Below are 26,315 nucleotides of genomic sequence, written 5' to 3' on the forward strand. Positions count from 1 at the left end.
GAGCGGCCCGGCCCCCGGGCGGTGTCAGGCGGCCAGGGGGTTGAGGACCAGGGGGGCGATCCTGCCCTCCAGCATGGCGCCGAGGCCCTGTACGGCGCACACGTCCGGGCGTTCCGCGATGTGCACCGGGACTCCGGTGGCGTCGCGGAGCATCTGGTCGAGGCCGGGCAGCAGGGCCGTGCCGCCGACCATCATGATGCCGCGCTCCGCCAGGTCCGCCACGAGGTCGGGCGGGCACTCGCGCAGCACCTTGCCGATGCCGTCGAGGACCGCGAGCAGCGGGGTGTGGATCGCGTCGCGCATCGCGGCGGTGTCCACCCGGACGCTGCGGGCGAGCCCGGTCGCCACGTCGCGCCCGTGGATCTCGGTGGACGCCGGCCCCTGCGGGGTCAGCCCGTTGTCGGACAGGGCGACCTGCAGCGGCCGTACGGACTGGCTGGGCAGCAGCAGCTCGTGTTCGTGCCGCAGGTGCTGCACGATCGCCCGGTCCACCGCCTCGCCGCCCACCGGAATGCGCTCGGCGGTGACGATGGAGCCCAGCGAGAGCACCGCCACCTGGGTGGCCGCCGCCCCGCACACCATGATCATGGACGCCTCGGGCCGCTCCACCGGGAGTCCGCACCCCACGGCCGCCGCGATGAGCGTGTCCACCAGCTCCACGCGCCGCGCGCCGAGCCCGACCAGCGTCTCGATCGTCGCCCGCTGGGCCAGCGGATCGGCCTCGTGCGGGGTGCAGGCCGCCGCCCGCAGCCGGGGCTTGCGCCGCAGCGCGCGCCGCATCTTGTCGCCGAGCAGATGCCGCAGCATCCGCTGGGCCATGTCGATGTCCACGACCGTGCCGCCGGACACGGGCCGTACGACCCGGATGTAGGAGGGCGTACGCCCCGTCATCTGTTCCGCGAACTCACCGACCGCGATGAGCGCGCCGGTACGGGTGTTCACCGCCGCCACCGACGGCTGGTCCACCACGAGCCCGGCGCCCTTCACATACACGCGGGTCCGGGCGGCGCCCAGGTCGACGGCGAAGTGGCAGCGGCGCAACTGCTCCAGGCTGACGGTCACGGCGGTTCCTCCCGAGTGCGGTGCGCGGGCCATGGGGGTCCGCCCGGTCCGGCGGGCCCCACTGGGAATCCTGCGGGGGCCCGGCACCGGGTGCCTTCTGGAGGGGGCCGGGCGGGGGGCCGCTGAACGGGGGGTTTCGCGCGACGCGCCGGGCGGGGTGCAGGACAACGGCACCGTCGGGGTCCGGACATCGCCCTCGGCCGCGTCCCGGACCCTTCGTCAGCTCCGCCTCAGGACACCAGCGACCGCTTCAGCACCTTGCCCATGTCGTTCCGGGGCAGCGCGGACAGCAGCCGCAGCACCCGCGGCCGCTTGTGCGGCGCCAGCCGCCGGGCCACATGGGACGCCAACTCCTCCAGCGAGGGCGGCGATTGCGGGTCCGCCGGTACGACCCAGGCGACCACGCGCTCGCCCAGATCCGGGTCCGGCTCCCCGGTCACCGCCGCCTCCCGAACAGAGTCCAGTTCGAGGAGCGCGTTCTCGATCTCACCCGCCCCGATCTTGTAACCGCCGCTCTTGACGAGGTCGGTGGCCTTGCGCCCGACGATGCGGACGTACCCGTCGGCCTCCCGCACCGCCACGTCCCCCGTACGGAACCAGCCGTCGGCGGTGAACGCGGCGGCCGTCGCGTCGGGCCGGTTCAGATACCCGGTGAACAGGTTCGGGCCGCGCACCTGGATCTCGCCCACGCTCTCCCCGTCGAGCGCGGTGACCTCCGTACCGTCCTCCTCCACGAGCCGCAGCTCGACCCCGGGCAGCGGCACCCCCACCGTGCCGGGGCGCGCCTCACCGTCCGCGCGGACGCTGGTGTTCATCAGGGTCTCGGTCATGCCGTACCGCTCAAGGACCCGGCGCCCGGTCGCCGCCGCGATCCGCTCGTGGTCGTGCACGGGCAGCGCGGCCGAGCCGGAGACCAGCAGCCGGGCCCCGGCGAGCGCCTTGGCCAGGCCGGGGTCGCCGGGCAGGGCCTCGGCCAGGCGGTGGTACATCGTCGGCACCCCGAACAGCATGGTCGCCCCGGAGCCCAGCTCGCGGGCCACGCCCTCGGCGTCGAACCGTCCCAGGTGCCGGACCTCGCCGCCACGCCGGAGCGGGCCGAGGACGCCGAGAACGAGTCCGTGGACGTGGAAGAGGGGCAGCGCGTGGGTGAGGACGTCGTCCCCGGTCCACTGCCAGGCGTCGGCCAGCGCGTCCAGGGTGGTGGCGAGGGCGCGGCGCGGGAGGACGGCGCCCTTGGGGGGTCCGGTGGTGCCGGAGGTGTAGACGACGAGCGCCGGGTCCTCGTCGTCGTACGGGTCCTCGGGGACGGCGCCGGTGGCGTACGCGTCCACCTCAAGCAGGGGCAAGTCGCTCAGGGCAGGGGGCAGTTCGGCGCCCGGTGCCGCGAGCAGCAGGCTCGGCGCACTGTCCGCCAGGATGTGCGCCAGCTCCCGTTCGCCCGACTTCGGGTTGAGCGGTACGGCGGCCGCCCCGGCGAGCAGCGCGCCGGTCACCGCGACGGCGGTCTCCAGCTCGGGCGTGGCCCACACGGCGACCCGCCCCGCGCCCCGCAGCCGCCCGGCGAGGGCGCCGGAGGCGGCGGCGAGCCCGGCGTAGGTCAGCGACCGGGTGCCGAAGCGCAGCGCGACCCGGTCGGGCGACGCGGGGGACAGGGCCGGGAACAGGGAGGACACGCCACGCTCTCCTTCACCACCGGGGACGGTTCCCCCTTCCTACCCCGGCCGGGCCGCTCAGACCCTCCGTGTCCGCCGCAGAACCCTTACGGCGGGCCAGGACACCAGCGCCGTGAAGCCCCACATCACGACGACCAGGATCAGCCAGACGGAGACCCCGAACTCCGGGTCGTAGCCGAAGACCGTGAAGAGCAGGGAGAGCAGGGCCGAGAGGCCGCCGAACAGGCCGAAGAGGATCAGTACGACCGTCTGCAGAGCGGTCCGCCGGGTCGGCGCGGGCCGTCCCGGGCGGCCGCCGGGGTCCGGGGCCGAGGGGGCCTCCGGGGTCTCCGGCGCCGGGATCTGCTGCCTCGGCGGCAGCGCGACCACGACGGCGGGCGGCACGGCCGTGTCCATGCCCGCCATGGTGGCCGCGTCGATGCCGTACAGCGAGGGCTCCACCTGCACGATCATGCCGTCGGTGCCGACGAGCCGCCGCCCGCCGTCGGGCCAGACCAGCATCGCGGCGCACTCGGCGTACCGCACCGTCGCCGCGCACTCCGCGCCGCTGCCGTGCGCGCCCTCCACGGTGACGCCGTCGGCGCCGACGATCAGCGTCGCCTTGCCCGCGCCCAGCTCGGCGAACCTCCGCCCGGTCACGGCGTACGGCGAGGTGGTGGGCGCCTCGGTGTACCCGGCCCAGTCCGCCGAGAGGCCGCCGGGGACCTGCAGGAGGGCCGTCCCGGCCGCCTCCAGGGCGACCGCGTGCACCTGCTCGGGCGTCACGGCCGCCAGCTCGGCGCTCAGCTCCGCCGGGGACCGCACCGGGCGGCCCGCGAGCAGGTCCTCGGCGAGCGCGGGCAGCCGCAGCGCGGCCGCGTCGGGCGCCGCGAGCCCCGACTCGTACCGGCCGCGCACCGCGTCCAGCGCGGACTGCCCGATCCGGCCCGCCTGGAAGCCGGCGAGCACGTCGACGAACCCGCCGAGCACCGCGTCCTGCTTGGCGGGCAGCGCGTCGGCGAAGGCGGTCAGGAGCGCGTAGCCGTCGCGCCGGGGGGTGTAGTCGGTGGCCGCCGTGTACGAGTAGCCGCCCTCCTGGCGCAGGGCGCGGGTGAGTTCGCGCTCCAGGAGGCCCGCGTACAGCCGGGCGGCGGCGGTGTCGGCGACGACGGCGTCGAGCAGCACACCGCCCTTGCCCTCGGAGAAGTAGGCCGGGGTCTTGGGCAGCGCGGAGGTGACGGCCGGCATCGGGCGCCGCTCGCCCTCGGGCAGCCCGAGGACGAGGCCCTCCGGCATCCGCTCGCCGGCGATCCACAGCACGGCGTTGCCCCGGGTGAACCAGGTCCGCGCCCACTCGCGTACGGCGTCCGGGCCGGCCTCGCGCACGCCCCACTCGGGGTAGCTGGCCAGGCCGTAGCCCTGTGCGCCGTAGCGCCAGAGCGGGAGCTGGGGCGCGGAGCGGCGGGACTCCTCGGTGCGCAGGATCTCCTTCTCGGTCTCCAGGCGCTCCATGGGCAGGTCGCACAGGGAGGCGGCGACGGTGCCGAGGTACTCCGTCACCTCGTGCTCGGCGCCCTCGATGTAGAAGTGCGTGAACGCCGACTTGGTCTCGCCGTTGAAGTGGTAGTCGCTCACGCCGAGCCGGTGCAGGGCGAGGTGCTCCACCAGGTGGGTGATGCCCGCGCGGGCCAGCGTCTCGTCGGCGACTCCGACGCGGAAGACCAGCCCGGCGCGCAGCGGCCCGGCGGTCTCGGCGAAGAGCGTGGGTATGCCGTCGACCTCGGTGTGGAGAAGGGGGGTCTGGGGGTTCATGTCCGGATCTCTGTGGGCGGGTCGGTCTTCGGGGTGCCGCGGTCTTCGGGTGCCGCGCTCAGCCCTTGGACAGGGCGGCGTTGCGGTGCTTGATGTAGGAGTCAGTGGCGTTCACGCCGTCCAGCTCGACCCACGGGTACTCGGAGGCGAGGTTGTTCAGCGAGCGGAAGCAGGCGGCGGCGCGCGGGTGGTCGCCGGTCAGGGAGAACATGGCGGCGAAGTAGCCCTGGACGGTGACCCATTGGTAGTCGGGCCGGAAGTGCGGGCTGAGCGTGGAGCGTTCGGCGGCCTCGACGAGTTCCGCGCGCACCTCCGGGCGGCGCAGGTACTCCTGCTTCTCGCGCGCGTTCAGCGAGATCCAGTGCTCCATGTGGACCTCGGCCACGATGCCGCCGCTCAGCGAGCCCTCGGGGGCGCCGGTGAGGCACTCGCGCGCGAAGGCGTGCGCCGCCTCCCAGCTGCCGCCCCACTTGGGGCACAGCTGCTGGAGCAGCCGGGCCTGGCCGGTGATGTGGTGCGGGTGGGAGGCGGACAGCCGGTCGTACCGCCGGCGTGCCTCGGCCTGGCCCAGCTGGAGTCCCATCGCGGTGGTCAGGCGTTCCGCCCAGGCCGCGTCGAACGTGGGGTCCAGGGCGGTCGCCCGGATCAACGCCTGTTCGGCCAGCCGCAGATGGGTGTGCAGGCCCTCGAACTGCTTGCGGCTGACGTTCTTCGCGGAGGCGGCGGTGCGTATCGCCCAGCCGATCTTCACCTCGCGGGCGCCGAGCACGGTGAGCGCGAGCACGTCGTCCGGCTCGGAGGCGAGGACCTCCCGCATCCACTCCTCGGTCCCGCGCACCTCGGACAGGATGCTCACCGCGAAGCTGCGGTTGGTCCCCTGCGGCAGCCCTTCGACGTACCCCCGCACGGACGCCCAGTCCCGCGCGTCCGCGACCTGCCGCAGCCAGGCTGCTTCGGGGTAGGCCGACACGATGTCGAAGTCGGGGCGCGCCAGCCGGGACGCGAGAGAGGCGGGTGTGTGCTGCATGTGCGGATAGTAAGCGGGGGGTATGACAGAGGGGTCCGGTGGGGCCTGCGGGGGTTCGCGGCCGGGCGGCCGCGTGGGACCCGGCGTCCGTCAGACGGTCCGCCCGGCGCCCGGTACCGCGTCCGCGACCACGCAGCCGATGTTGTCGGGGCCGCCCGCCGCGTTCGCCGCGTCGATCAACGCCTCGACGGCGTCGGCAGGTTCGGGTGCGGCAGCGAGAAGGTGGGCGATCCGCTCTTCGGGTACGACGCCGGTCAGGCCGTCCGAGCACAGCAGATACCGGTCCCCGGCCCGCGCCTCCTGGAGCCGCAGATCGGGTACGGGCCCGGTGGCGCCGCCAAGTGCCTTGAGCAGCAGGGCGCGTTGGGGGTGGACGGCGGCCTCCTCGGGGGTGAGCCGGCCCTCGTCCAGCAGGGACTGGACCACGCTGTGGTCGTGGGTGACGCGGAACAGCCCGCCGTCGCGCAGGAGATAGGCGCGCGAGTCGCCGATGTGGACGAGGGCGAGGCGGGAGCCGGTCCAGAGCAGCGCGGTGAGGGTGGTGCCGAAGTCGCCTTCCCCGCCGGTGTTTTCGGGGCTGTCCGCGAGGTCCCGTATCGCCTCGCTCGCGCCGCGCACCGCGTCCTCCAGGAGGTTGAGCACACTGCCCGCGCGCAGCTCCTCCGCCTCGTCGAGGAAGCGCAGCGCGGCCACGGCGGCGCCGCTCGCGGGCGCCCCGGCCGGGCCGAACCCGTCGGCGACCGCGAGGAGCCGGCGCCCGGCGTACACGGTGTCCTGGTTGACGGTACGGACGTGCCCTCGGTCGGCGCGGGCGGCGTAACGGAGTTCCAGCATGTCGGTGTGGTCCCTTCCGGACTCGGCGGTCAACTGGTCCACGAGGAACGCGGCGAGATCCCGCCGCGCGGCCGTCTCCGCCTCGATTCGGGCCCAGTACGCCCGGACCTCACGCGCCGCGGCCGCCCCCTCCAGGGCGCTCACCGCGCGGATCTCCGCCAGCGGCATCCCGAGCCGGCGCAGCCACGCCACGAGCCGGGCGCGCTCCAACTGGCTCACGGCGTAGTAGCGGTAGCCGGTGTCCGGGTCCACCCGGGCGGGCCGGAGCAACTCCAGCTCGTCGTACAGCCTGAGCGCCTTGGGCGACAGCCTGCTCGCCCGCGCGAAGGCGCCGATCGTCAGCGGTTCCATGCGAACTCCGGCTCTCTTCGAAGGTGTTCCTCGCTTCCCCACCGATGCTGGGGCTTCCCCGAAGGTGAAGGTCAACAGGGCTGTCCCGGTTCCCGCGCGGTTGCTAGCCTCGCGGGTGATCGAATCGCCGTACGACAGGACACCCGCCGTGCCCCGCATAGCCCTCGCCACCTACGACGCGACGAACAGTCCCGCCCAGGACGCCGATCTGCCGCAGCTGGTACGGGCGTTGAGGGAGGCGGGCGCGGACGCGGAGAGCCGGTTCTGGGACGACCCGGACGCGGACTGGGCCTCGTACGACCTCGTCGTCATCCGCTCGACCTGGGACTACGCCTGGCGCACCGCCGAGTTCGCCGCCTGGGTGGACCGGGTGGACACGGCGGCCCGGCTGCTCAACCCGGCCGGGGTGATCCACTGGAACTGCGACAAGCGGTACGTGGGCGAGCTCGCGGCGGCGGGCGTCCGCACGGTGCCGACGCAGTACATCGCACCCGGTTCCCCGGCCGAACTCCCCTCCGGGTACGAGTACGTGATCAAGCCCGCCTCGGGAGCGGGCGCCCGCTACGCGGCGCGCTACACCGGGGACGAACGGGATGCCGCCGTACGGCACTTGGCGCGGCTGCACGCCGAGGGCCTCACCGCGATGATCCAGCCGTACATGCGCGCCGTGGACACCGGCGGCGAACGCGCTCTCCAGTACTTCGGCGGCCGGCTGCTGCACGCCAGCCGCAAGGGCGCGGTGCTGGCCCCGGGGATGGCGTACGACGCCCCGCGCACCCCGCATCCCGGGCTGGAGCCGTGGCGGCCGACCGAGGCCGAACTCGCGGTCGCGGAATCGGCGTTGGCGGCGGTACCGGGCGGCCCGGACCGTCTCCTCTACGCCCGCGTGGACCTGGTGGACGGCGAGGACGGTCTTCCCCGCGTGATGGAACTGGAGCTGGTGGAGCCGAACTTGTTCCTGTTCCTGCACCCGGAGTCGCTGCCGGTGGTGGCGCGGGAGATCATCGCGGCCGTGAACTGACCTCCCGGCTCAGTCCCTCAGTGCCGTGCGCTGGAGCAGCCCCCAGGTGAACTCGGCGGCGACCTCGTGGGGCGTGCCGTCCCGGTCGGGGGCGGTGAACACGAGCGCCTGCCGGGTCGGCGCGGTGCTCTGCACGGGCCGTACGGGGGCGAAGGCGCGGGCGACCTCGTCCAGCGTGTACGACCAGGGGGTGAGGTCCTCCAGCGTGCGCGGCGGCGGGACGTCCGCCCCGGGCCGCCGCACCAGCCACTCGGTGAGGACGGTCCCGCCCTCCCCCACCAGCACCTCGAACCGCAGGTCGGGCCACAGCGACAGCCCCCACTGCCACGCCTCGCACTCCATCCCGCCCGCCTGCCGCGCCTCGACCGCCTCGGGCGCCCCCAGCACGACCCGGTAGCGCTCGGCGGCCGACCGCCACTTCTTCGACCGCGCCATCGTCTGCCAGCGCCGGTTGACCTCCCGCATCTCGGTCAGCGACGCCCCGAGCCGCAGCCGGGCGTCCTCGGCCAGGTCGGGGGCGTGGTCGGCCAGGCGGCGCAGCAGCACGAGCTGGAATTCGAGGTCCATGACCCTCATGCTGCCGCCCCGAGCCCCAGCTGCCACAGATAGTGCCGGACATGCGGCGGCATCTTCCCCGGCAGCTCACCCAGAGGAACGAGCCGCACCGCCTGCCCCTCCCCCGGCACGAGCCGGCTCTCGTCCCCGTCCCAGGACCCGAGGAACACGTGCGGCGGCCTCTTCCCCGCCTCCCATGGCTCGACCCGCACCTCCTCGATGCGCTCCGGCACGATCCCGGCCTCCTCCCGGATCTCCCGGAGCACCCCGTCCAAGGGCGACTCCCCCGGCTCCAGCCCGCCCCCGAGCAGCGACCAGTAGCCGGGCCAGCGAATACCGGGCCTGTCGTCCCGGAGCTGGAGGACGATCTCCCGGCGCGGAGTGACGAGGGCGGCCAGACACCCCGGCCTCTCCCCCCGACGAACGGCCACGCGGCACTCCCCCCGGCCGGGAACAACGGCACCTTCACCGTACGGCGCCGGCCGGCCCCCGCCTCCCCGCGCACGGAAGCACGCCGTCGGCGCACGGGCTCAGCCGCCGAGTTCCGCGATCAGCCCGCGCACCCGCTCGCGTATCTCGTCGCGGATCGGCCGGACGGCCGCCACCCCCTGCCCCGCCGGGTCGGGCACCCGCCAGTCGAGGTACCGCTTGCCGGGGAAGTACGGGCAGGTGTCGCCGCAGCCCATCGTGACGACCACGTCGGAGGTCTGGACGGCCTCGGGGGTGAGGATCTTGGGCACCTCGGCGGACAGGTCGATGCCGGCCTCGGCCATGGCCTGGACGACGGCCGGGTTCACGCTGCCGGCGGGGGCGGAACCGGCCGAGCGGACCTCGATACGGCCCTCGGACAGGTGGGCGAGGAAGGCGGCGGCCATCTGGGACCGGCCGGCGTTGTGCACGCAGACGAACAGCACGGAGGACACGGGAGGTCCCTTCGGGGAGTCAGGGGTGGGCTACGGCGGAGTCGTGGGCGGTGTGCGGCAGGACGGCCTCCTCGACGGCGACCACCGGCCGCCCGAACAGCGCGGCGACCAGCCCGACACCGGCGGCCGTCCCGACCAACTGGGCCCCGATGAACGGCAGTACGGACGCGGGCGCGATCCCCGCGAAGGAGTCGGTGAAGGCCCGGCCGACCGTGACGGCGGGGTTGGCGAAACTCGTGGAGGAGGTGAACCAGTACGCCGCCCCGATGTACGAGGCGACCGCGACCGGAGCGACGGCCTCGCGTCCGAGGCGGGCGAGTCCGAGGACCAGGGCGATGAGCCCGGCCGTGGCGACGGCCTCGCCCAGCCACAGACGCGCACCCCAGCGCACGTGCCCGGACCACCGCACCAGCGGCTCGCCGAACATCGCGTCGGCGAGTACGGCTCCCCCGATCGCCCCGGTGACCTGCGCGGCGACGTACACGGCCACGTGCCGCGGTCCCCCTCCGCCGTGCCCGGTCCACCAGGCCGCCAGGGTGACCGCCGGGTTGAAGTGGGCGCCTGAGACGGGTCCGAGCAGCGCGATCAGGACGCCCAGACCGCACACGGTCGCCAGGGAGGCGGCGAGGAGCCGCACGCCGGGGTCATGGGTCAGTCCGGTCGCCTGGATGCCGGAGCCGACCACGACCGCGACGAGCGCCCCGGCGCCGATGAACTCGGCGGCGGCGCGGCGGGCGAGCGGCACCACACCCGGCACCGCGTCCGTCACCGGGCGCCCCCCGGCGTCTGGAGCAGGGCCGAGAGCCGGGCCAGGGCGGCGGGCAGCACCCAGTAGTAGACCCAGGTGCCGCGCCGCTCCGAGCCGACGAGCCCGGCCTCGCGGAGCACCTTCAGATGGTGGGAGATCGTCGGCTGGGACACCTCGAACGGCCCGGTCAGGTCGCACACACAGGCCTCACCGCCCTCGTGCGAGGCGATCAGCGACAGCAGCCGCAGCCGTACGGGATCCGACAGCGCCTTGAACATCCGCGCCAGCTCGACGGCGGACTCCTCGCCCAGCGGCTCCCGCACCAGCGGCGAACAGCACGCATCGGCGTCGTCCCGACCCAGCACGACGAACTCAGACTTCGACATGCGTCTATGTTGACACTCGTCGAATCAAAGGAGCAAGCTCGCTGCATCGACATCCGTCGATACAACACCTCGGATCGGGAGACCGTCATGTCCCGTGTTCAGCTCGCCCTGCGCGTCGCCGACCTCGAAGGCTCCGTGGCCTTCTACTCCCGCCTCTTCGGCACCGAACCGGCCAAGCGCCGCCCCGGCTACGCCAACTTCGCCGTCACCGAGCCCCCGCTCAAGCTCGTCCTCATCGAGGGGGCGCCGGGCGAGGACACCCGGCTGGACCACCTCGGCGTCGAGGTCTCCACGACGGAGGAGGTCGCCGCAGCCACCGCCCGCCTCGCGGAGTCCGGTCTGGCCACGCTGGAGGAGACCGACACGTCCTGCTGCCACGCCCTCCAGGACAAGGTCTGGGTCCACGGCCCGGGCAGGGAGCCGTGGGAGGTGTACGTGGTGAAGGCCGACGCCGACACCCGGGACAAGGCCGTCCCGGCGGCCGGATGCTGCGGCTGACGTCCCCTCAGCGGCTCTCCGCCACGGCCACGCGCCCCGACTTCAGCGAGGCCCGCCCCCGGGCCGGGCTGCCCAGCCTCTCCGCGAGGGTGAGGAGGGAGTCGTCGGAGATCACCCGGAGGCCGTACTCGGCGAGCAGGGAGGCCATGCGGTGGGGCTTCCACAGGGAACGCCAGGGTTCGCCCGCCGTGATGGCGCTGCCGAGCAGACGGGTCAGGAGGCGGCCCGCGGCGGCCTTGGCCGAGGGGGACTGGTAGTTGAGGACGAGGGTGCTGCCGGGGGCCGTTCGGGCGGTGAGGGCGGCCAGGGTGGCGCGGACCTGCTCGCGGGTCAGATAGGGGACGACGCCTTCCCACAGCCAGGTCGTCGGCCGCGAGGGATCATGCCCCGCGGCGTCCAGCGCGGCGCCGAGATCGTCGGCGGCGAAGTCGACCGGCGTGAAGCGTACGGAGCGGGCGGTGACCTGTGGGTCCGCCTCGGCCAGCCGGGCACGTTTGTCCTCCTGGGAGGCCGGGTGATCGACCTCCCACACATCGGTGTCCCCCAGCCCGGCCAAACGCCAGGCGCGGGTGTCGAGACCGGCCCCGAGAATCACGAGCTGCCCGGTGACACGGGCCCGCAGCGCGTCATCAATGGCGACGGTGCGCGGAACCACCACCTCGGCACACGCCCGCACACTCTCGTACGCCGCACGCGCCCGCCACCCCTCCGGAGGCGCGCCGGCACGCACCTCGTCCACAGGAACACGTTCCGCTTCACGCAACAGCCGCCCCGCCACCGAATCAGCGAACCGCCCCTCGGCGACCCTCCCGTCCGCCACCGCCCGCCCCTGACAAACCAGCACCGCCGTCCGACTCGCCACCCGCCCACTCTCACTCATGGGGACGTATTGAACCCCACCCCTGCCGGGAGCCCACCCCGGTAGCAACCCGCGCTCGATGCGGGCGGCGGCGACGCCTGGTCCACGGCCTGTCGGGGTGGCAGCAGGCCGGCTGGCGATCTCCGGAAAAGCGAGAAGGCCCCTCCACCAGGAAGGGGCCCGCGCCGTGCCGCAGGCGAGAACGTTCCTGCAGGACGGCCTTGTTGGTGGGGCGGGTGGGACTCGAACCCACGGCCGACGGATTATGAGTCCGCTGCTCTAACCGGCTGAGCTACCGCCCCATAGCGGCGTGTCGCGTACATGTGTGCGCGCCGTCTGCCGCAGCATAGCCGCTCATACGATCTCCTGCTTCGGATGGTCGGCTTCCGCGCTGCTTCCTGACCGTGAGGACTTCGCCCAGGCCAGAGCGGTTCCCACGGACATGAAAAAGGACCCCGAAGGGGTCCTCGTTCAACGCGCTCCCCCGACTGGACTCGAACCAGTAACCTGCCGGTTAACAGCCGGCTGCTCTGCCAATTGAGCTACAGGGGATCGAAGCTCCCCCGACTGGACTCGAACCAGTAACCTGCCGGTTAACAGCCGGCTGCTCTGCCAATTGAGCTACAGGGGATCGCTTCGTCTGCATCGAACGCACCTACCTGGGTATTCGCCAGGGGGCGGGCGGTCGCTGCGACACATACATTAGCGCAAGCAGGGGGGTGCTCCGCCAATCGGTGCCCCCCGGCCCCCACACAGCACCAGGAAATCCGGGCAGGGACTACGGAAGGGAAGGGTCGCGCCATGCGCTATCGGCTCACGTTCGCCGCCGGACTGGCCATCGGCTACGTGCTCGGCACGCGGTCCGGGCACGAGCGGTACGAGCAGATGAAGAAGGCCGCTCGCGGGATCGCGCAGAACCCGGCCGTGCGCAACACCGCCGAGACCGCCGCCCACCAGGGCCGCGTCTACGCGGGCAAGGCGCTGCACACCGTCGGCGAGAAGGTCGGCGAACACATCCCCGAACCGGTCGCCCAACGCGTCCGCTCCCTCCGCGAGCGCAACGGCCACGCCCGGACGGAGGACGACTGGGGCACGAGCAACACGTAGCCCTCGGCAGGGGGCCCGACCGGTCACCCCGATGCCACCCCCGATCCCCCGGAGCCCGGGCCCACGCCAGAGAACGTGGCCCGGGCTTCCGCATACGGTCACCCGCCCGGAGGCGGCACCCGCCCCGGAACCCACTCCCCCCTGTCCCGCCTCAGCCACCACACCCCCGACACCCCCGCCCCGAACCCCAACTCCCGCCCCACACCCCACCCCAGACACCCCCACCACACCCCCCACCCGCCCCATCCCGGCCACAATCCGCCCCCCGTCCCACCCGCATAACCCCGCCCTGGCCCAAGCAAGCGCAGCGCTACGGCAGAATTTGAGACATGGGGATAGTCGCCGGGCTGGACAGCTCACCCGCTTTCACTCGCATCGTCGTCTGTGACGCGGACACGGGTGCCGTGCTGCGTCAGGGATACGCGCCGCATCCGATCGAGGTGCCCGAGGGCGGGCGGCGGCCGAGTGACGTGGATCCGCAGGCCTGGCTGCTGTCGCTGGGCGAGGCCGCGGGGGGTGGGCTGCTGGAGGGGGTGCAGGCCATCGGGGTCTCGGCGCAGCAGAACGCGGTGATCCCGCTGGACGCGCAGGGCAACACCGTGCGCCCCGCGATGACCGGCGCCGACAAGCGCGCGCAGGTCGCCGCCGCCGACCTGATGGACGCGCTCGGCGGCAAGGAGGCGTGGGCGCAGGCCGTCGGGTGCGTGCCGCAGGCCGCCCAGCCGGTCACCAAGCTGCGCTGGCTGACCAAGAGCGAGCCGGAGAACGCCCGCCGTACCGCCCTGCTGCTCCAGGCGCACGACTGGCTGGTCTGGCAGCTCCTGGGCCGCCCGGCGCGCCGTACGACCGACCGGGGCGGCGCCTCGGGCACCGGGTACTGGTCCGCCGCGACCGGCGGCTACCGGCCCGACCTGGTCGAGATGGCCCTCGGCCACCAGGTGGCGCTGCCCGACGTCCTGGGACCGGCCGAGGCGGCCGGGACGACGCCGGAGGGGCTGCTGATCTCCGCCGGGACCGGCGAGACCATGGCCGCCGCCTTCGGGCTCGGCATCGGCCTCGGGGACGCGGTCGTCTCGCTCGGCGCCTCCGGCTCCGTGATGGCCGTGCACCCGGGCGCGCTGGCCGACCAGTCCGGGATGATCACCTCGCTGGCCGACGCCACCGGCATGCATCTGCCGGTCGTCACCACCCTGAACGCCGTACGGGCCCTGCGCGGGACCGCCGAACTGCTCGGCCTGCCGGACCTGGAGAGCCTGTCCGAGCTGGCGATGAAGTCCACCCCGGGTTCGCACGGCCTGGTCCTGCTGCCGTACCTGGAGGGCGAGCGCACCCCGAACCTCCCCCACACCGCGGGCACCCTGGCCGGACTCCGGCGCGAGTCCATGAAGCCGGAGCACCTGGCGCGGGCCTCGTTCGAGGGGATGCTCTGCGGCCTCGCGGACGCGCTGGACGTGCTGCGCGGCCGGGGCGTGGAGGTACGGCGGATCTTCCTGCTGGGGCAGGCGGCCGAGCTGCCCGCCGTGCAGGCGGTGGCGCCCGCGCTGTTCGGCGCCCAGGTGGTCGTACCGCAGCCCGCCGACTACGCCGCGATCGGCGCCGCCCGCCAGGCCGCGTGGGCGCTCGGCGCGGCCCAGGGCACGCTGGACCCGCGTACCCCGCCGGCCTGGCAGGGCGCGGCCGCGCAGGTGCTGGAGCCGGGCGACGACCTGGCCGTGGGCCAGGCGGTGCGCCAGCAGTACACGTCGGTACGGGAGCAGACCCACCCGGGCGCGTTCCGGTAGGCCCCCCAACGCGCAGGCCCACCGACGCGCAGGCCCGCTCACACAAAGTCGCGAACCTCACCCGTCCGCAGGCGTTTCAGCCCACAGCTCAACAGGGCAGCCTGACGGGTTAATTCGGTTGAGGTAACGCGGGTGGAGTGTCCGACGATAGGGCCAGGGGCAGGCACCCCCGCCCCACCGCCGACTCCGAGAGACCAGCGTGCTCATACGACTTCTGCGGACCTATCTCAGGCCCTACAAGAAACCCATCGCCTTCCTGGTGGCGCTGCAGTTCCTGCAGACCTGCGCCACGCTCTACCTGCCCACCCTCAACGCGCACATCATCGACAAGGGTGTCGTGAAGGGCGACACGGGCTACATCCTGTCCTTCGGCGCCCTGATGATCGGCATCTCGCTGGTCCAGGTCGTGTGCAACATCGGCGCCGTGTACTTCGGCGCCCGTACCGCCTCGGCGCTGGGCCGGGACGTGCGCGGCGCGGTCTTCGACCGGGTGCAGTCCTTCTCCTCGCGTGAGCTGGGTCACTTCGGGGCACCCTCACTCATCACCCGTACGACGAACGACGTGCAGCAGGTCCAGATGCTGGTCCTGATGACGTTCACGCTGATGGTCTCGGCGCCCATCATGTGCGTCGGCGGGATCGTGCTGGCCCTCGGCCTGGACGTGCCGCTGTCGGCGGTGCTCGTGGCCGTCGTCCCGGTGCTGGCCATCTGTGTCGCGCTGATCGTGCGCCGGCTGCGCCCGCTCTTCCGCTCGATGCAGACCCGCCTGGACACGGTGAACCGGGTGCTGCGCGAGCAGATCACCGGCAACCGGGTGATCCGCGCCTTCGTCCGCGACGGCTACGAGCGCGAGCGGTTCGGCAGGGCCAACGCCGAGCTGACCGAGATGCAGCTCGCCACCGGCCGGATGCTGGCGCTGATGTTCCCGATCGTGATGACCGTGGTGAACGTGTCGTCCATCGCGGTGGTCTGGTTCGGCGCCCACCGCATCGACAGCGGCGGGATGCAGATCGGCGATCTGACGGCGTTCCTCGCCTATCTGATGCAGATCGTCATGTCCGTGATGATGGCCACCTTCATGTTCATGATGGTGCCGCGCGCCGAGGTCTGTGCCGAGCGCATCCAGGAGGTGCTGGGCACCGAGTCCAGCGTCGTCCCGCCGCTCGCGCCGGTGACCGAGCTGCGCGGGCACGGCCATCTGGAGATCCGGGGCGCGGGCTTCCGCTACCCGGGTGCCGAGGAGCCGGTGCTGCGCTCCGTGGACCTGGTGGCCCGCCCGGGCGAGACGACGGCCGTGATCGGCTCGACCGGCAGCGGCAAGTCCACCCTGCTCGGCCTGGTCCCGCGCCTGTTCGACGCCACCGAGGGCCAGGTCCTGGTGGACGGCGTGGACGTGCGCGAGGCCGAGCCGACGCTGCTCGCGCGCACGGTCGGCCTGGTGCCGCAGAAGCCGTACCTGTTCGCGGGCACGGTCGCCACGAACCTGCGCTACGGCAACCCGGACGCCACCGACGACGAGCTGTGGCACGCCCTGGAGGTGGCGCAGGCCAAGGACTTCGTCGCGAAGCTGGAGGGCGGTCTGAACGCGCCGATCGCGCAGGGCGGCACCAACGTCTCCGGCGGTCAGCGCCAGCGTCTGGCCATCGCGCGCACGCTGGTGCAGCGGCCGGAGATCTACCTCTTCGACGACTCCTTCTCCGCGCTCGACTACGCGACGGACGCGGCGCTGCGTGCCGCGCTCACGGAGGAGACCTCGGAGGCCACCGTCGTGATCGTCGCCCAGCGGGTGGCGACCATCCGGGACGCCGACCGGATCATCGTCCTGGACGAGGGCCGGGTGGTCGGCTCGGGCCGCCACCACGAGCTCATGGCGGGCAACGAGACCTACCGGGAGATCGTGCTCTCCCAGCTCACGGAAGCGGAGGCTGCCTGATGGCCGGGCCCATGGGACGCATGATGGCCGGGGGCGGCCCGGACCAGCGCTCGATGGACTTCAAGGGGTCGGGCAAGCGGCTGCTGACGCAGTTCCGCCCCGAGCGGGGCACCATCTACACCCTGCTGGCCTGTGTGGTCGGCAGCGTGGCGCTGAACGTGATCGGTCCGAAGATCCTCGGCAAGGCCACCGACCTGGTGTTCTCCGGGATCATCGGCCGGCAGATGCCGGCGGGGGTCACCAAGGACCAGGTGCTGAGCAACCTCCACGCGCAGGGCAAGGGCGCCATCGCGGACATGCTGCGCAGCACCGACTTCACCCCGGGCAAGGGGATCGACTTCGGCGCGGTGGGCGATGTCCTGCTGCTCGCCCTGGTCACCTTCCTGGTCGCCGGTCTGCTGATGGCGGTGGCGACGCGGCTGGTCAACCGGACCGTGAACCGCACGATGCTCCGGATGCGCGAGGACGTGCAGACCAAGCTGTCGCGGCTGCCGCTGTCGTACTTCGACCAGCGTCAGCGCGGCGAGGTGCTCTCCCGCGCCACGAACGACATCGACAACATCGGCCAGACGCTCCAGCAGTCGCTGGGCCAGCTGATCAACTCGGTGCTGACCATCGTGGGCGTGCTCGCGATGATGTTCTACGTCTCCTGGATCCTGGCGCTGGTCGCCCTGGTGACCGTGCCGCTGTCCTTCGTGGTGGCCACCCGGGTCGGCAAGCGCTCGCAGCCGCACTTCGTGCAGCAGTGGCGGACCACCGGCGCGCTGAACGCGCACATCGAGGAGATGTACACCGGGCACACCCTGGTGAAGGTGTTCGGCCGCCAGGAGGAGTCGGCGAAGCAGTTCGCCGAGCAGAACGAGCAGCTCTACGAGGCCGGGTTCAAGGCGCAGTTCAACAGCGGGGTCATGCAGCCGCTGATGATGTTCGTCTCGAACCTCAACTACGTCCTCGTGGCCGTGGTCGGCGGTCTGCGGGTCGCCTCGGGCTCGCTGTCCATCGGTGACGTGCAGGCGTTCATCCAGTACTCGCGGCAGTTCTCGATGCCGCTGACCCAGGTCGCGTCGATGGCGAACCTGGTGCAGTCGGGCGTCGCCTCGGCCGAGCGGATCTTCGAGCTGCTCGACGCCGAGGAGCAGGGCGCCGACCCGCAGCCGGGCGTACGCCCCGACGAGCTGCGCGGCCGGGTCCGCCTGGAGAACGTCTCCTTCCGCTACGACCCCGACAAGCCGCTGATCGAGGACCTCTCCCTCAAGGTCGAGCCCGGTCAGACGGTCGCCATCGTCGGTCCGACCGGCGCGGGCAAGACCACGCTCGTCAACCTGCTCATGCGGTTCTACGAGGTCTCCGGCGGGCGCATCACCCTGGACGGGGTGGACGTCCGCGACATGACCCGCGACGACCTCCGCTCGAACATCGGCATGGTGCTCCAGGACACCTGGCTGTTCGGCGGGACGATCGCGGAGAACATCGCGTACGGGTCCTCTCGCGAGGTCACGCGGGGTGAGATCGAGGAGGCGGCGCGGGCTGCCCACGCGGACCGGTTCATCCGCACCCTCCCCGACGGCTACGACACGGTCATCGACGACGAGGGCACGGGCGTCAGCGCGGGTGAGAAGCAGCTCATCACCATCGCGCGGGCGTTCCTCTCCGAGCCGGTGATCCTCGTCCTCGACGAGGCGACGAGTTCGGTCGACACCCGCACCGAGGTCCTCATCCAGAAGGCCATGTCCAAACTCGCCGACGGCCGCACGTCGTTCGTCATCGCCCACCGTCTCTCCACAATCCGCGACGCGGACACGATCCTCGTCATGGAGAACGGCTCGATCGTCGAACAGGGCGCCCACGCGGAGCTGTTGGCAGCGGACGGCGCGTACGCCCGCCTGTACAAGGCCCAGTTCGCCCAGGCGGTCGCCGAGGTGGACTGAGCGTAGGGGCTGAGGTACGGGTGGGTGCACTGGCCGCGTTGAGCGGGTGCCGCTGCGCCCACCCGTGCCGCCTGGGGGCACCTCCCAGGCCCTTAAGGCACTGGGGGAGGCACGACTGCCCGCAGCTATGTGTTTTTAGGGGCGCGGGGAACTGCGCGACAAGCCACGACGGACCCGCACCCGGCATCAGTCCAGATATCCCCGAAGCTGATCCGCATACGTGTGATCCCGCAGCTTCCCCAGCGTCTTGGACTCGATCTGCCGAATCCGCTCCCGGGTCACCCCGAACAGCCGGCCGATCTCCTCCAACGTACGGGGCCGCCCATCAGCCAAGCCATACCGCAGCTGAACAACCTTCCGCTCCCGCTCCCCGAGAGTGGAAAGCACCGCGTCCAGATGCTGCCGTAGAAGAAGAAACGCCGCCGACTCCACAGGACTCGCCGCGTCCCCGTCCTCGATGAGATCCCCGAGGGCAACCTCATCCTCCTCCCCCACCGGCGCATGCAACGACACCGGCTCCTGGGCCAACCGCAGCACCTCACGGACCCGCTCCGGAGGAAGCTCCAGATGCGCGCCGACTTCCTCGGGCGTCGGCTCATACCCCCGCTCCTGCAGCATCCGCCGCTGCACCCGGACGACCCGGTTGATGAGTTCGACCACGTGCACGGGGACACGGATCGTCCGGGCCTGATCGGCCAGCGCACGCGACATCGCCTGGCGGATCCACCACGTGGCGTAGGTGGAGAACTTGTAGCCGCGGGCGTAGTCGAACTTCTCCACCGCGCGGATGAGCCCGAGGTTGCCCTCCTGGACGAGGTCGAGCATGGTCAGCCCGCGGCCGACGTAGCGTTTGGCGACGGAGACGACGAGCCGGAGGTTGGCCTCGATGAGGCGGCGCTTGGCGATGCGGCCCATGACGACGAGCCGGTCGAGTTCGCCGGCGAGACGGCTGTCGAGGTCGGGGGTGCCGCTGAGTTTCTCCTCGGCGAAGAGCCCGGCTTCGACGCGGCGGGCGAGTTCGACCTCCTCGGCGGCGGTGAGCAGCGGGATGCGGCCGATCTCGCGGAGGTACTGGCGGAACAGGTCGGCGGAGGGTCCGCCGGTCTCGGAGTGGACGGCGGCGCGCGCCGCGACGGGTTCGCGTTCGGGCTCGGCTTCCGCTTCGTCGCCGGTCAGGGCCTCCGCCGGGGGTTCGGCGGGCTCATGGGTCTCCTCGGGTTCCGCCTCCCGTCGGGGGCCGCTCTGCGAGGGCACGGCCATGAGTACGTCCGTCTCCGCGTCGGGCTCGTCACCGGGGGGTGTGACGGTTCCTGCGGTCTTGGTGAGCGTGTGGGTCCGCACGGGGGCGACCTCCAGGATGAGACGCGGCCTGCGCTCCGGGGGGCTGGGGCACCGCACCCAGTGTGGGGTACGACACATCTCCGCCACGAGGGGCGTGCGGTGACTTTTTGCGTCCGGTCCGTGACCGCGTGGTGATCCTGAGGCCCCGGAAGGCTAGAGCGCGTCCGCTCCGTGAGCGCGCAACGCCTGGTCGTACTGCTGGAGGACCCACAATTCGTTCTGCACGGAAGCCAGTTGGGCGGGGTCGCCGCCGGTGGCGAGCCGGGCCAGCTGGGACTGCACGTCCTGGATACGGCGCTCGACCGCGCGCCGGCGGACGACGACGAGCACGGTGCCCGCGTAGATGTCGTCCACGGTACGGCGCAGGATCGGCTCGACCGCCAGCTCGGTGACCATCGCGCGCACGGTGTCGTCGGGCGCGGCCTCGCGGACCCGGACCAGATACTCCTGCGGGTCGGCGAGCCCGTACTCGGCGCCGCCCGTCTCCGCGATGGCCTGGCGTACGGCGGCGTAGGGGGCGGCGGTGAACTCGTCGATGCCGTAGGCGTCGAAGGCCGGGGAGACCAACTCGGGGCGCTGGAGGGCGAGTTTGAGCAGTTCGCGTTCGGTGGCGAAGACCGGGTTGCGCAGGGTGAGCGCGGGGCCCGAGTTGGCCGGCCGGGGGGTCGTCTCCCACTGCTGCTGCGCGCCGCGGTTCGCCTGCGGCGGGGCGCCCTTGCCGCCGCGGTCCCTTGCCCAGCGGGCGAGTTGGGCGACGCGCTTGACGACGAACTGGGTGTCGAGGATGCCGAGCATGCCCGCGAGGTCGACCGCGACCTCGTGCTGGGCACCGCTGTTCTTGATGCGGGCGACGACCGGCGCGGCCTCGTCCAGCGCGGCCGCGCGGCCCGCCGGGGTGTCCAGGTCGTAGCGGGCGACGATCTGGCGGAGCGCGAACTCGAAGAGCGGGGTGCGGGGTTCGGCCAGGTCGGCGACCGCCTCGTCACCCTTGGCGAGGCGGAGTTCGCAGGGGTCCATGCCGTCGGGGGCGATGGCGATGTAGGTCTCGGCGGCGAACTTCTGGTCGTCCTCGAAGGCGCGCAGCGCGGCCTTCTGCCCGGCCGCGTCGCCGTCGAAGGTGAAGATCACGCGGGCCGAGCCGTTGTCCATGAGCAGCCGGCGCAGGATCTTGATGTGGTCGTTGCCGAAGGCGGTGCCGCAGGTCGCGATGGCCGTCGTGACCCCGGCGAGGTGGCAGGCCATGACGTCGGTGTAGCCCTCGACGACGACGGCCCGGCTCGACTTGGCGATGTGCTGCTTGGCGAGGTCGATGCCGTAGAGGACCTGGGACTTCTTGTAGATCGCGGTGTCGGGGGTGTTGAGGTACTTGGGCCCGTTGTCGGACTCGTAGAGCTTGCGGGCGCCGAAGCCGACGACCTCGCCGCCGATGTCGCGGATGGGCCACATCAGGCGGCCCCGGAAGCGGTCGATGGGGCCCCGGCGGCCGTCCTGGGCGAGCCCGGAGAGGATCAGTTCCTTGTCGCTGAAGCCCTTGCCGCGCAGATAGCGGGTGAGGTGGTCCCAGCCCTGGGGGCTGTAGCCGACGCCGAAGTGGACGGCGGCGGCCTGGTCGAAGCCGCGCTCGGCGAGGAAGATCCGTCCGGTGTCGGCCTCGGGGCTGGTGGCGAGCTGCTCGGCGTACCACTGGGCGGCGATCTTGTGCGCCTCGACCAGCCGGATGCGCTCGCCGCGCTGGTGGGCGGGGTTGTACCCGCCCTCCTCGTAGCGCAGCGTGATCCCGGCCTGGCCCGCCAGCCGCTCGACCGCCTCGGAGAAGGAGAGGTGGTCCACCTTCATGACGAAGGTGATCGTGTCTCCGCCTTCCTGGCAGCCGAAGCAGTGGAAGAGCCCCTTGCTGGGGCTGACCTGGAAGGACGGGGACTTCTCGTCGTGGAAGGGGCAGAGGCCCTTGAGGTTGCCGCCGCCCGCGTTGCGCAGCTGGAGGTACTCGGAGACCACGGCGTCGATCGGGACCGCGTCCCGTACCGCCTTCACGTCCTCGTCGTTGATCCGTCCTGCCACGGATGAATTCTACGGGGGTCCGGCGGCCTTCCCCGCGCGCGGAGACCTCAGGGCACCAGCTCGGCGAGCGGGACGTGCGGGTCGGCGAGGGCCTCGGTGTCCACCACGGCCCGGGATCGGACCAGCCGCTGGATGGTCTCTGTGACGTCCCACACGTTGACGTTCATCCCGGCGAGGACCCGGCCTTCGCGCACCCAGAACGCGATGAACTCGCGCTTGCCCGCGTCGCCCCGGATCACCACCTGGTCGTAGGAGCCGGGGGGCGCCCAGCCGCTGTACTCCAGGCCGAGGTCGTACTGGTCGGAGAAGAAGTAGGGCAGCCGGTCGTAGACGACGTCCTGGCCGAGCATGGCGCGGGCGGCGGCCGGGCCGCCGTTCAGGGCGTTGGCCCAGTGCTCGACGCGCAGCCGGGTGCCGAAGAGCGGCAGCGGGAAGCTGGCCACGTCCCCGGCGGCGTGGATGTCGGGGTCGGAGGTACGCAGGTGCTCGTCGACCGCGATGCCGCCGCCGAGGGCGGGGTCGGCCAGTTCGAGCCCGGCGGCCTCGGCGAGGCCGGTGCGCGGGGCGGCGCCGATCGCGGCGAGCACGTCGTGCGCGGGGTGCTCCTCGCCGTCGTCGGTGCGGGCGGCGAGGACCACACCGTCCTGGCCGACGATCTCGGTGAGGCGGACCCCGAAGTGGAAGCGGACCCCGTGCTCGCGGTGCAGCTCCGCGAAGAGGTTGCCCAGCTCGGGGCCGAGGACGCCGTACAGCGGGGTCGGCTCGGGCTCGATCACGGTGACCTCGGCGCCGTACTCGCGGGCGGCCGCCGCGACCTCCAGGCCGATCCAGCCCGCGCCCGCGATCACCAGATGGCCGTTGTCCCGGCCGAGGGCGGCGAGGACGCCCTTGAGGCGCTCGGCGTGCGAGAGGCGGCGCAGATGGTGGACGCCCGCGAGCGAGGTGCCGGGGACCTCCAGACGGCGGGGTTCGGCGCCGGTGACGAGCAGCAGCTTGTCGTAGCGGACGAGGGTGCCGTCGTCGCCGAAGCGGACGGTCCTGGCGGCGCGGTCGATGGCGTCGACGGTCTGGCCGAGGTGCAGCTCGATGTCGTGGCGCGCGTACCAGGCGGGCTCGTGCGCGAAGACGCTCTCGCGCTCCTCCTTGCCGAGGAGGTAGCCCTTGGACAGCGGGGGGCGCTCGTAGGGGTGGTCGCGTTCGTCGCAGATCAGTATCACCCGGCCGGTGAAGCCCTCCGTGCGGAGCGTCTCGGCCGCCCTGGCCCCGGCGAGCCCGCCTCCGACGATGACGAACGTCTGATCCGCGTCGACCACTTGATGCCTCCTCGTAAGGTGCCGCCTGCCGCCACAGGGGAGCGTCCCGCACGTGGCGTGCCGCGGGAAGGGGGAGTGACCCGATCAGGCCACTCGGGGGCACGTTCCTCTTACATATGCCCAGCCCTCGGGGTCACTCGCCCGTCGGTGTCCCGTCAGTCGCGTCCCAGGAGTCTCGCGTGCAGCGAGCGGGCCGAGGCGTCGGTCAGCGACGCGATCTGGTCGACGATCACCCGCTTGCGCGCGTGGTCGTCGGGCGCCTCGTCGAACAGGGCCCTGAACTGCGGTTCCAGCCCCTCCGGGGCGCGCAGGGTGAGCGCCTCGGCCAGCTCCGCGACGACGATCCGCTGATCGGCGCGGAGCAGCTCCTGCTCGGCGCGCTGCATGACGTACCGGTCGGCGACGGCCTTGAGCACCGCGCACTCCATGCGCGCCTCGCGGGGTACGACGAGTTCGGCGCCGTAGCGGGTGAGGCGCCCGGTGCCGTACGCCTCGCGGGTGCCGGCCTCCGCCGCGAGGCAGAAGCGGCCGATGAGCTGGCTGGTGGCGTCCTTGAGGCGGGCCTGCGCGGCCGCGGTGCCGTCGTAGCCGTGCGGCCACCACTCCTGGTCCTGGAGCCGGTCGAGGGCGGCGGCGAGTTCGGCGGGGTCGGTGTCCGCGGGGACGTACCGGCCGACGGCGACCTCGAACACGGCCTGCCGCTCGGGCTCGGCCTGGAGGCAGTTGGGGTCGATGTGCCCGGCGTGCAGACCGTCCTCGATGTCGTGCACCGAGTAGGCCACGTCGTCGGACCAGTCCATGACCTGGGCCTCGAAGCAGGTGCGGGTGCCGGGGGCCTCCTTGCGGACCCAGTCGAAGACGGGACGGTCGTCGTCGTAGACGCCGAACTTGGGGGACGCCGGGCCGGCCGGGTTCGCGCCGCGCGGCCAGGGGTACTTGGTGGCGGCGTCCAGGGTGGCGCGGGTGAGGTTGAGGCCGACCGAGCCCTCGGGGGTGAAGCGCTTGGGCTCGATGCGGGTGAGGAGCCTGAGGGACTGGGCGTTGCCCTCGAAGCCGCCGATGTCGTCCGCGAACTCGTTCAGCGCCTGTTCGCCGTTGTGGCCGAAGGGGGGATGGCCGAGGTCGTGCGCGAGGCAGGCGGCCTCGACGAGGTCGGGGTCGCAGCCGAGGGCCGCGCCCAGCTCGCGCCCGACCTGCGCGCACTCCAGGGAGTGGGTGAGCCGGGTACGGGGGCTCGCGTCCCAGGCGCGGCTGCGGGTGCCCGGCGTGACGACCTGGGTCTTGCCGGCGAGGCGGCGCAGCGCGGCGGAGTGCAGGATGCGGGCGCGGTCGCGCTGGAAGGCGGTGCGGCCGGGGCGTTTGTCGGGCTCGTGGGCCCAGCGCTCGGTGGACGCGGGGTCGTAGACGTCGTCGGTCGAGGGGTGTGCGGTGCCTTCCATGCCTCGACAGTAAGCGGCGGCGGTGACGATCGGGGAAGGCGGTGCGGGTGATTGTCCGCTTGGCGGGGTTTTATGGGCGTTTCACGCGGAGAGCTGTTCGACGGTCGCGCCGGTGCGCGCGGAGGCGGGGAGGACGTCACCGCCCTCCGCCGACGGGACGAAGCCGGGCGGGGTGACGTGGCGCAGCTGCCGCGCGAGGTGAGTACCGATGCTGCCCATGAGGTGGGCGGTGCTGCCCAGGTCGATGGACAGGTCGTCGCTGAGTGAAGTCGGCACCGTCATAAGGGGCATCCTGCCCCAGCGAGGTTGCGCGTCCGTTGCCGTGCCGTCACGGACACGCGGCGTACAAAGAAGTGGGGTGCGAACCGGCCCGACCGGACTGGCCCGGTGTGAACCGGCCCCGTGTGCACCGGCCCGGTGTGAACCGGCCCGGCCGGAGCGGCCCCCGTGAACCGCGCCCCCTCCCCGCGCGTCTCCCTGGTCGGAACACGATCACCAGGAGCCCGCATGAAGATCCGCACGCCCCGCCTGCCGCGCACCCGGCGCGGGCAACGGCGCCTGCTCCAGGCCGTCATGGCCGCCTGCGTGCTGGCTCTCCTCCCGTCCGCCTGGCTGTACGTCTCGACGGCGGACCGGCTGCGGACGGTCGCGGACGTGCCGCGCGAGAAGGTCGCCATCGTGTTCGGCGCCGGGCTCTGGGACGGCGAGCCGTCGCCGTATCTCGCCCACCGCCTCGACGCGGCGGCGCGCCTGTACCGGGCGGGCCGGATCGAGGCCGTCCTCGTCACCGGCGACAACAGCCGCGAGGACTACGACGAACCGGACGCGATGCACGCCTACCTCACCCGTCACGGCGTGCCCGCCGCCCGGATCGTCGCGGACTACGCGGGCTTCGACACCTGGGACTCCTGCGTCCGCGCCCGCAAGGTGTTCGGCGTGGACCGGGCCGTACTGATCAGCCAGGGCTTCCACATCCGCCGCGCGGTCGCGCTGTGCGAGGCGGCGGGGGTGGACTCCTACGGCGTCGGCGTCTCCGCCAAGCACGACGCGACCTGGTACTACGGCGGCACCCGCGAGGTGTTCGCGGCGGCCAAGGCGAGCCTGGACGTGGCGTTCCGGCCGGCGCCTCGGTTCCTGGGGCCGAAGGAGGACGGGGTGGAGCGGGCGCTGGCCGGGGCGGCCGCCGGGGGACGATGAGCGGGCAGACCGTCTGTACGCATGCGAGGAGTACGCCGTGAGGGGCGACCAGAGACAGCCGCGCCGGCTCCGGGTCCTGGCGGACTACTTCTGCCATCCCCTCTGGCTCCCCGGGGAATCCGACAACGTGTCACCGGCGGACCCCCGGCTGGGCCTTTCCGCCGGGCTCGCCGAGCGGCTGACCGCGTGGGCGGCGGAGTTCGACGGAATCCTGTGCGGGGAGGACCCGGCGTCCACGGCCTTCGAGTCCCCTCAGGCCGAGCGCCGCTTCGGCGAGACCGGTGAGGCGCTGGCCCACGCGGTGGCACGGGAGCTGGGGGCCGGCTGGAGCGTCACCTACTTCGACATCCGGACCGGCGCGGACCGGGAGATCCCGTACGTGCCGCAGGGGAGCTAGGGGGTGTCTCGTCGATCAGGCCGGATCAGGGAGCGGCGTCTGGTGCCGTGCGTCGCAAGGCGGAGGAGGGAGTCGATGCGGAGCATCGGC

General features: G+C 72.6%; 24 protein-coding genes and 3 tRNA genes. 8 read left to right on the top strand and 19 right to left on the bottom strand.

Annotated features, from left to right (window positions below):
* Positions 1 to 24 precede the first annotated feature (24 nt).
* The 5 genes from AB0898_RS20010 to AB0898_RS20030 form a co-directional block, all read right to left on the bottom strand.
* Entirely contained in the window at positions 25 to 1,062 is a 1,038-nt protein-coding gene (locus tag AB0898_RS20010; protein ID WP_366804272.1) for a rod shape-determining protein, read from the bottom strand.
* Positions 1,063 to 1,292: 230 nt separating this feature from the next.
* Positions 1,293 to 2,735: an acyl-CoA synthetase gene (locus AB0898_RS20015; protein ID WP_366804274.1), complete on the bottom strand. Its 1,443-nt coding sequence runs from the start codon at positions 2,733 to 2,735 to the stop codon at positions 1,293 to 1,295.
* A gap of 57 nt (positions 2,736 to 2,792) precedes the next feature.
* Positions 2,793 to 4,526 (bottom strand): insulinase family protein, encoded by a 1,734-nt coding sequence (locus tag AB0898_RS20020; RefSeq protein ID WP_366804275.1) that lies wholly within the window; start codon positions 4,524 to 4,526, stop codon positions 2,793 to 2,795.
* 58 nt (positions 4,527 to 4,584) lie between these two features.
* Positions 4,585 to 5,553, bottom strand: a complete 969-nt coding sequence (locus AB0898_RS20025; protein WP_366804276.1) for a hypothetical protein — start codon at positions 5,551 to 5,553, stop codon at positions 4,585 to 4,587.
* A 90-nt stretch (positions 5,554 to 5,643) separates the two neighbouring features.
* Positions 5,644 to 6,738: a MerR family transcriptional regulator gene (locus tag AB0898_RS20030; RefSeq protein WP_366804277.1), complete on the bottom strand. Its 1,095-nt coding sequence runs from the start codon at positions 6,736 to 6,738 to the stop codon at positions 5,644 to 5,646.
* 148 nt (positions 6,739 to 6,886) lie between these two features.
* On the opposite strand from AB0898_RS20030, the gene AB0898_RS20035 reads away from it, so the two are divergent.
* Positions 6,887 to 7,759, top strand: a complete 873-nt coding sequence (locus AB0898_RS20035; protein WP_366804300.1) for a hypothetical protein — start codon at positions 6,887 to 6,889, stop codon at positions 7,757 to 7,759.
* Between the two features lie 9 nt (positions 7,760 to 7,768).
* On the opposite strand, the gene AB0898_RS20040 is transcribed toward AB0898_RS20035, so the two are convergent.
* The 5 genes from AB0898_RS20040 to AB0898_RS20060 all read right to left on the bottom strand — a co-directional run bounded on the left by AB0898_RS20040 (position 7,769) and on the right by AB0898_RS20060 (position 10,371).
* Complete coding sequence (locus AB0898_RS20040; RefSeq protein WP_366804278.1) at positions 7,769 to 8,326, bottom strand: hypothetical protein; 558 nt, start codon at positions 8,324 to 8,326, stop codon at positions 7,769 to 7,771.
* Positions 8,327 to 8,331: 5 nt separating this feature from the next.
* Positions 8,332 to 8,745, bottom strand: a complete 414-nt coding sequence (locus tag AB0898_RS20045) for an NUDIX domain-containing protein (RefSeq protein ID WP_366804279.1) — start codon at positions 8,743 to 8,745, stop codon at positions 8,332 to 8,334.
* A 99-nt stretch (positions 8,746 to 8,844) separates the two neighbouring features.
* Positions 8,845 to 9,237, bottom strand: a complete 393-nt coding sequence (locus tag AB0898_RS20050; RefSeq protein WP_407078369.1) for an arsenate reductase ArsC — start codon at positions 9,235 to 9,237, stop codon at positions 8,845 to 8,847.
* A gap of 19 nt (positions 9,238 to 9,256) precedes the next feature.
* On the bottom strand, positions 9,257 to 10,006 hold the full coding sequence (locus tag AB0898_RS20055) for an aquaporin (RefSeq protein WP_366804280.1): 750 nt from the start codon (positions 10,004 to 10,006) through the stop codon (positions 9,257 to 9,259).
* A complete protein-coding gene (locus tag AB0898_RS20060) occupies positions 10,003 to 10,371 on the bottom strand; it encodes a metalloregulator ArsR/SmtB family transcription factor (protein ID WP_366804281.1) in 369 nt (122 codons plus the stop codon). The genes AB0898_RS20055 and AB0898_RS20060 overlap by 4 nt, the downstream gene beginning before the upstream one ends.
* Positions 10,372 to 10,458: 87 nt before the next feature.
* On the opposite strand from AB0898_RS20060, the gene AB0898_RS20065 reads away from it, so the two are divergent.
* The gene (locus AB0898_RS20065; RefSeq protein WP_366804282.1) at positions 10,459 to 10,869 is read left to right on the top strand and encodes an ArsI/CadI family heavy metal resistance metalloenzyme; all 411 of its coding nucleotides are present in this window, start codon (positions 10,459 to 10,461) and stop codon (positions 10,867 to 10,869) included.
* Between the two features lie 7 nt (positions 10,870 to 10,876).
* Here AB0898_RS20065 and AB0898_RS20070 read toward each other — a convergent pair whose 3' ends face one another.
* The 4 genes from AB0898_RS20070 to AB0898_RS20085 form a co-directional block, all read right to left on the bottom strand.
* The gene (locus tag AB0898_RS20070) at positions 10,877 to 11,749 is read right to left on the bottom strand and encodes a class I SAM-dependent methyltransferase (protein WP_366804283.1); all 873 of its coding nucleotides are present in this window, start codon (positions 11,747 to 11,749) and stop codon (positions 10,877 to 10,879) included.
* 204 nt (positions 11,750 to 11,953) lie between these two features.
* Positions 11,954 to 12,030: transfer RNA gene (locus AB0898_RS20075), tRNA-Ile, on the bottom strand.
* A gap of 177 nt (positions 12,031 to 12,207) precedes the next feature.
* Positions 12,208 to 12,280 (bottom strand) — tRNA-Asn (locus AB0898_RS20080).
* A gap of 6 nt (positions 12,281 to 12,286) precedes the next feature.
* Positions 12,287 to 12,359: transfer RNA gene (locus AB0898_RS20085), tRNA-Asn, on the bottom strand.
* 170 nt (positions 12,360 to 12,529) lie between these two features.
* Here AB0898_RS20085 and AB0898_RS20090 point away from each other — a divergent pair.
* From AB0898_RS20090 to AB0898_RS20105, 4 genes are all read left to right on the top strand, one after another.
* Positions 12,530 to 12,835, top strand: coding sequence for a YtxH domain-containing protein (locus AB0898_RS20090; RefSeq protein WP_366804284.1), 306 nt, complete (start codon positions 12,530 to 12,532; stop codon positions 12,833 to 12,835).
* A gap of 329 nt (positions 12,836 to 13,164) precedes the next feature.
* Positions 13,165 to 14,616, top strand: a complete 1,452-nt coding sequence (locus tag AB0898_RS20095) for an FGGY family carbohydrate kinase (RefSeq protein ID WP_366804285.1) — start codon at positions 13,165 to 13,167, stop codon at positions 14,614 to 14,616.
* Between the two features lie 199 nt (positions 14,617 to 14,815).
* Positions 14,816 to 16,549: an ABC transporter ATP-binding protein gene (locus tag AB0898_RS20100; protein WP_366804286.1), complete on the top strand. Its 1,734-nt coding sequence runs from the start codon at positions 14,816 to 14,818 to the stop codon at positions 16,547 to 16,549.
* On the top strand, positions 16,549 to 18,477 hold the full coding sequence (locus AB0898_RS20105) for an ABC transporter ATP-binding protein (RefSeq protein ID WP_366804287.1): 1,929 nt from the start codon (positions 16,549 to 16,551) through the stop codon (positions 18,475 to 18,477). The genes AB0898_RS20100 and AB0898_RS20105 overlap by 1 nt, the downstream gene beginning before the upstream one ends.
* Before the next feature lie 186 nt (positions 18,478 to 18,663).
* Here the strand turns inward: AB0898_RS20105 and AB0898_RS20110 are convergent, their stop codons facing one another.
* The 5 genes from AB0898_RS20110 to AB0898_RS20130 all read right to left on the bottom strand — a co-directional run bounded on the left by AB0898_RS20110 (position 18,664) and on the right by AB0898_RS20130 (position 24,913).
* Positions 18,664 to 19,896, bottom strand: coding sequence for an RNA polymerase sigma factor (locus tag AB0898_RS20110; protein ID WP_407078370.1), 1,233 nt, complete (start codon positions 19,894 to 19,896; stop codon positions 18,664 to 18,666).
* 75 nt (positions 19,897 to 19,971) lie between these two features.
* Positions 19,972 to 21,879, bottom strand: coding sequence for a DNA primase (gene dnaG / locus AB0898_RS20115; RefSeq protein ID WP_366804288.1), 1,908 nt, complete (start codon positions 21,877 to 21,879; stop codon positions 19,972 to 19,974).
* 47 nt (positions 21,880 to 21,926) lie between these two features.
* Positions 21,927 to 23,192: an FAD-dependent oxidoreductase gene (locus AB0898_RS20120; protein WP_366804289.1), complete on the bottom strand. Its 1,266-nt coding sequence runs from the start codon at positions 23,190 to 23,192 to the stop codon at positions 21,927 to 21,929.
* A 155-nt stretch (positions 23,193 to 23,347) separates the two neighbouring features.
* Positions 23,348 to 24,631, bottom strand: a complete 1,284-nt coding sequence (locus AB0898_RS20125) for a deoxyguanosinetriphosphate triphosphohydrolase (protein ID WP_366804290.1) — start codon at positions 24,629 to 24,631, stop codon at positions 23,348 to 23,350.
* An 81-nt stretch (positions 24,632 to 24,712) separates the two neighbouring features.
* On the bottom strand, positions 24,713 to 24,913 hold the full coding sequence (locus AB0898_RS20130; RefSeq protein WP_366804291.1) for a hypothetical protein: 201 nt from the start codon (positions 24,911 to 24,913) through the stop codon (positions 24,713 to 24,715).
* Positions 24,914 to 25,138: 225 nt separating this feature from the next.
* On the opposite strand from AB0898_RS20130, the gene AB0898_RS20135 reads away from it, so the two are divergent.
* Positions 25,139 to 25,828 carry an ElyC/SanA/YdcF family protein gene (locus tag AB0898_RS20135; RefSeq protein WP_366804292.1) on the top strand — a complete coding sequence of 230 codons (690 nt, stop codon included), beginning with the start codon at positions 25,139 to 25,141 and terminating at the stop codon, positions 25,826 to 25,828.
* Positions 25,829 to 25,865: 37 nt separating this feature from the next.
* Positions 25,866 to 26,225, top strand: coding sequence for a hypothetical protein (locus AB0898_RS20140; RefSeq protein WP_366804293.1), 360 nt, complete (start codon positions 25,866 to 25,868; stop codon positions 26,223 to 26,225).
* Positions 26,226 to 26,315 lie beyond the last annotated feature (90 nt).

The sequence above is a fragment of the Streptomyces sp. NPDC005435 genome (assembly GCF_040703155.1).
Lineage (GTDB): Bacteria > Actinomycetota > Actinomycetes > Streptomycetales > Streptomycetaceae > Streptomyces.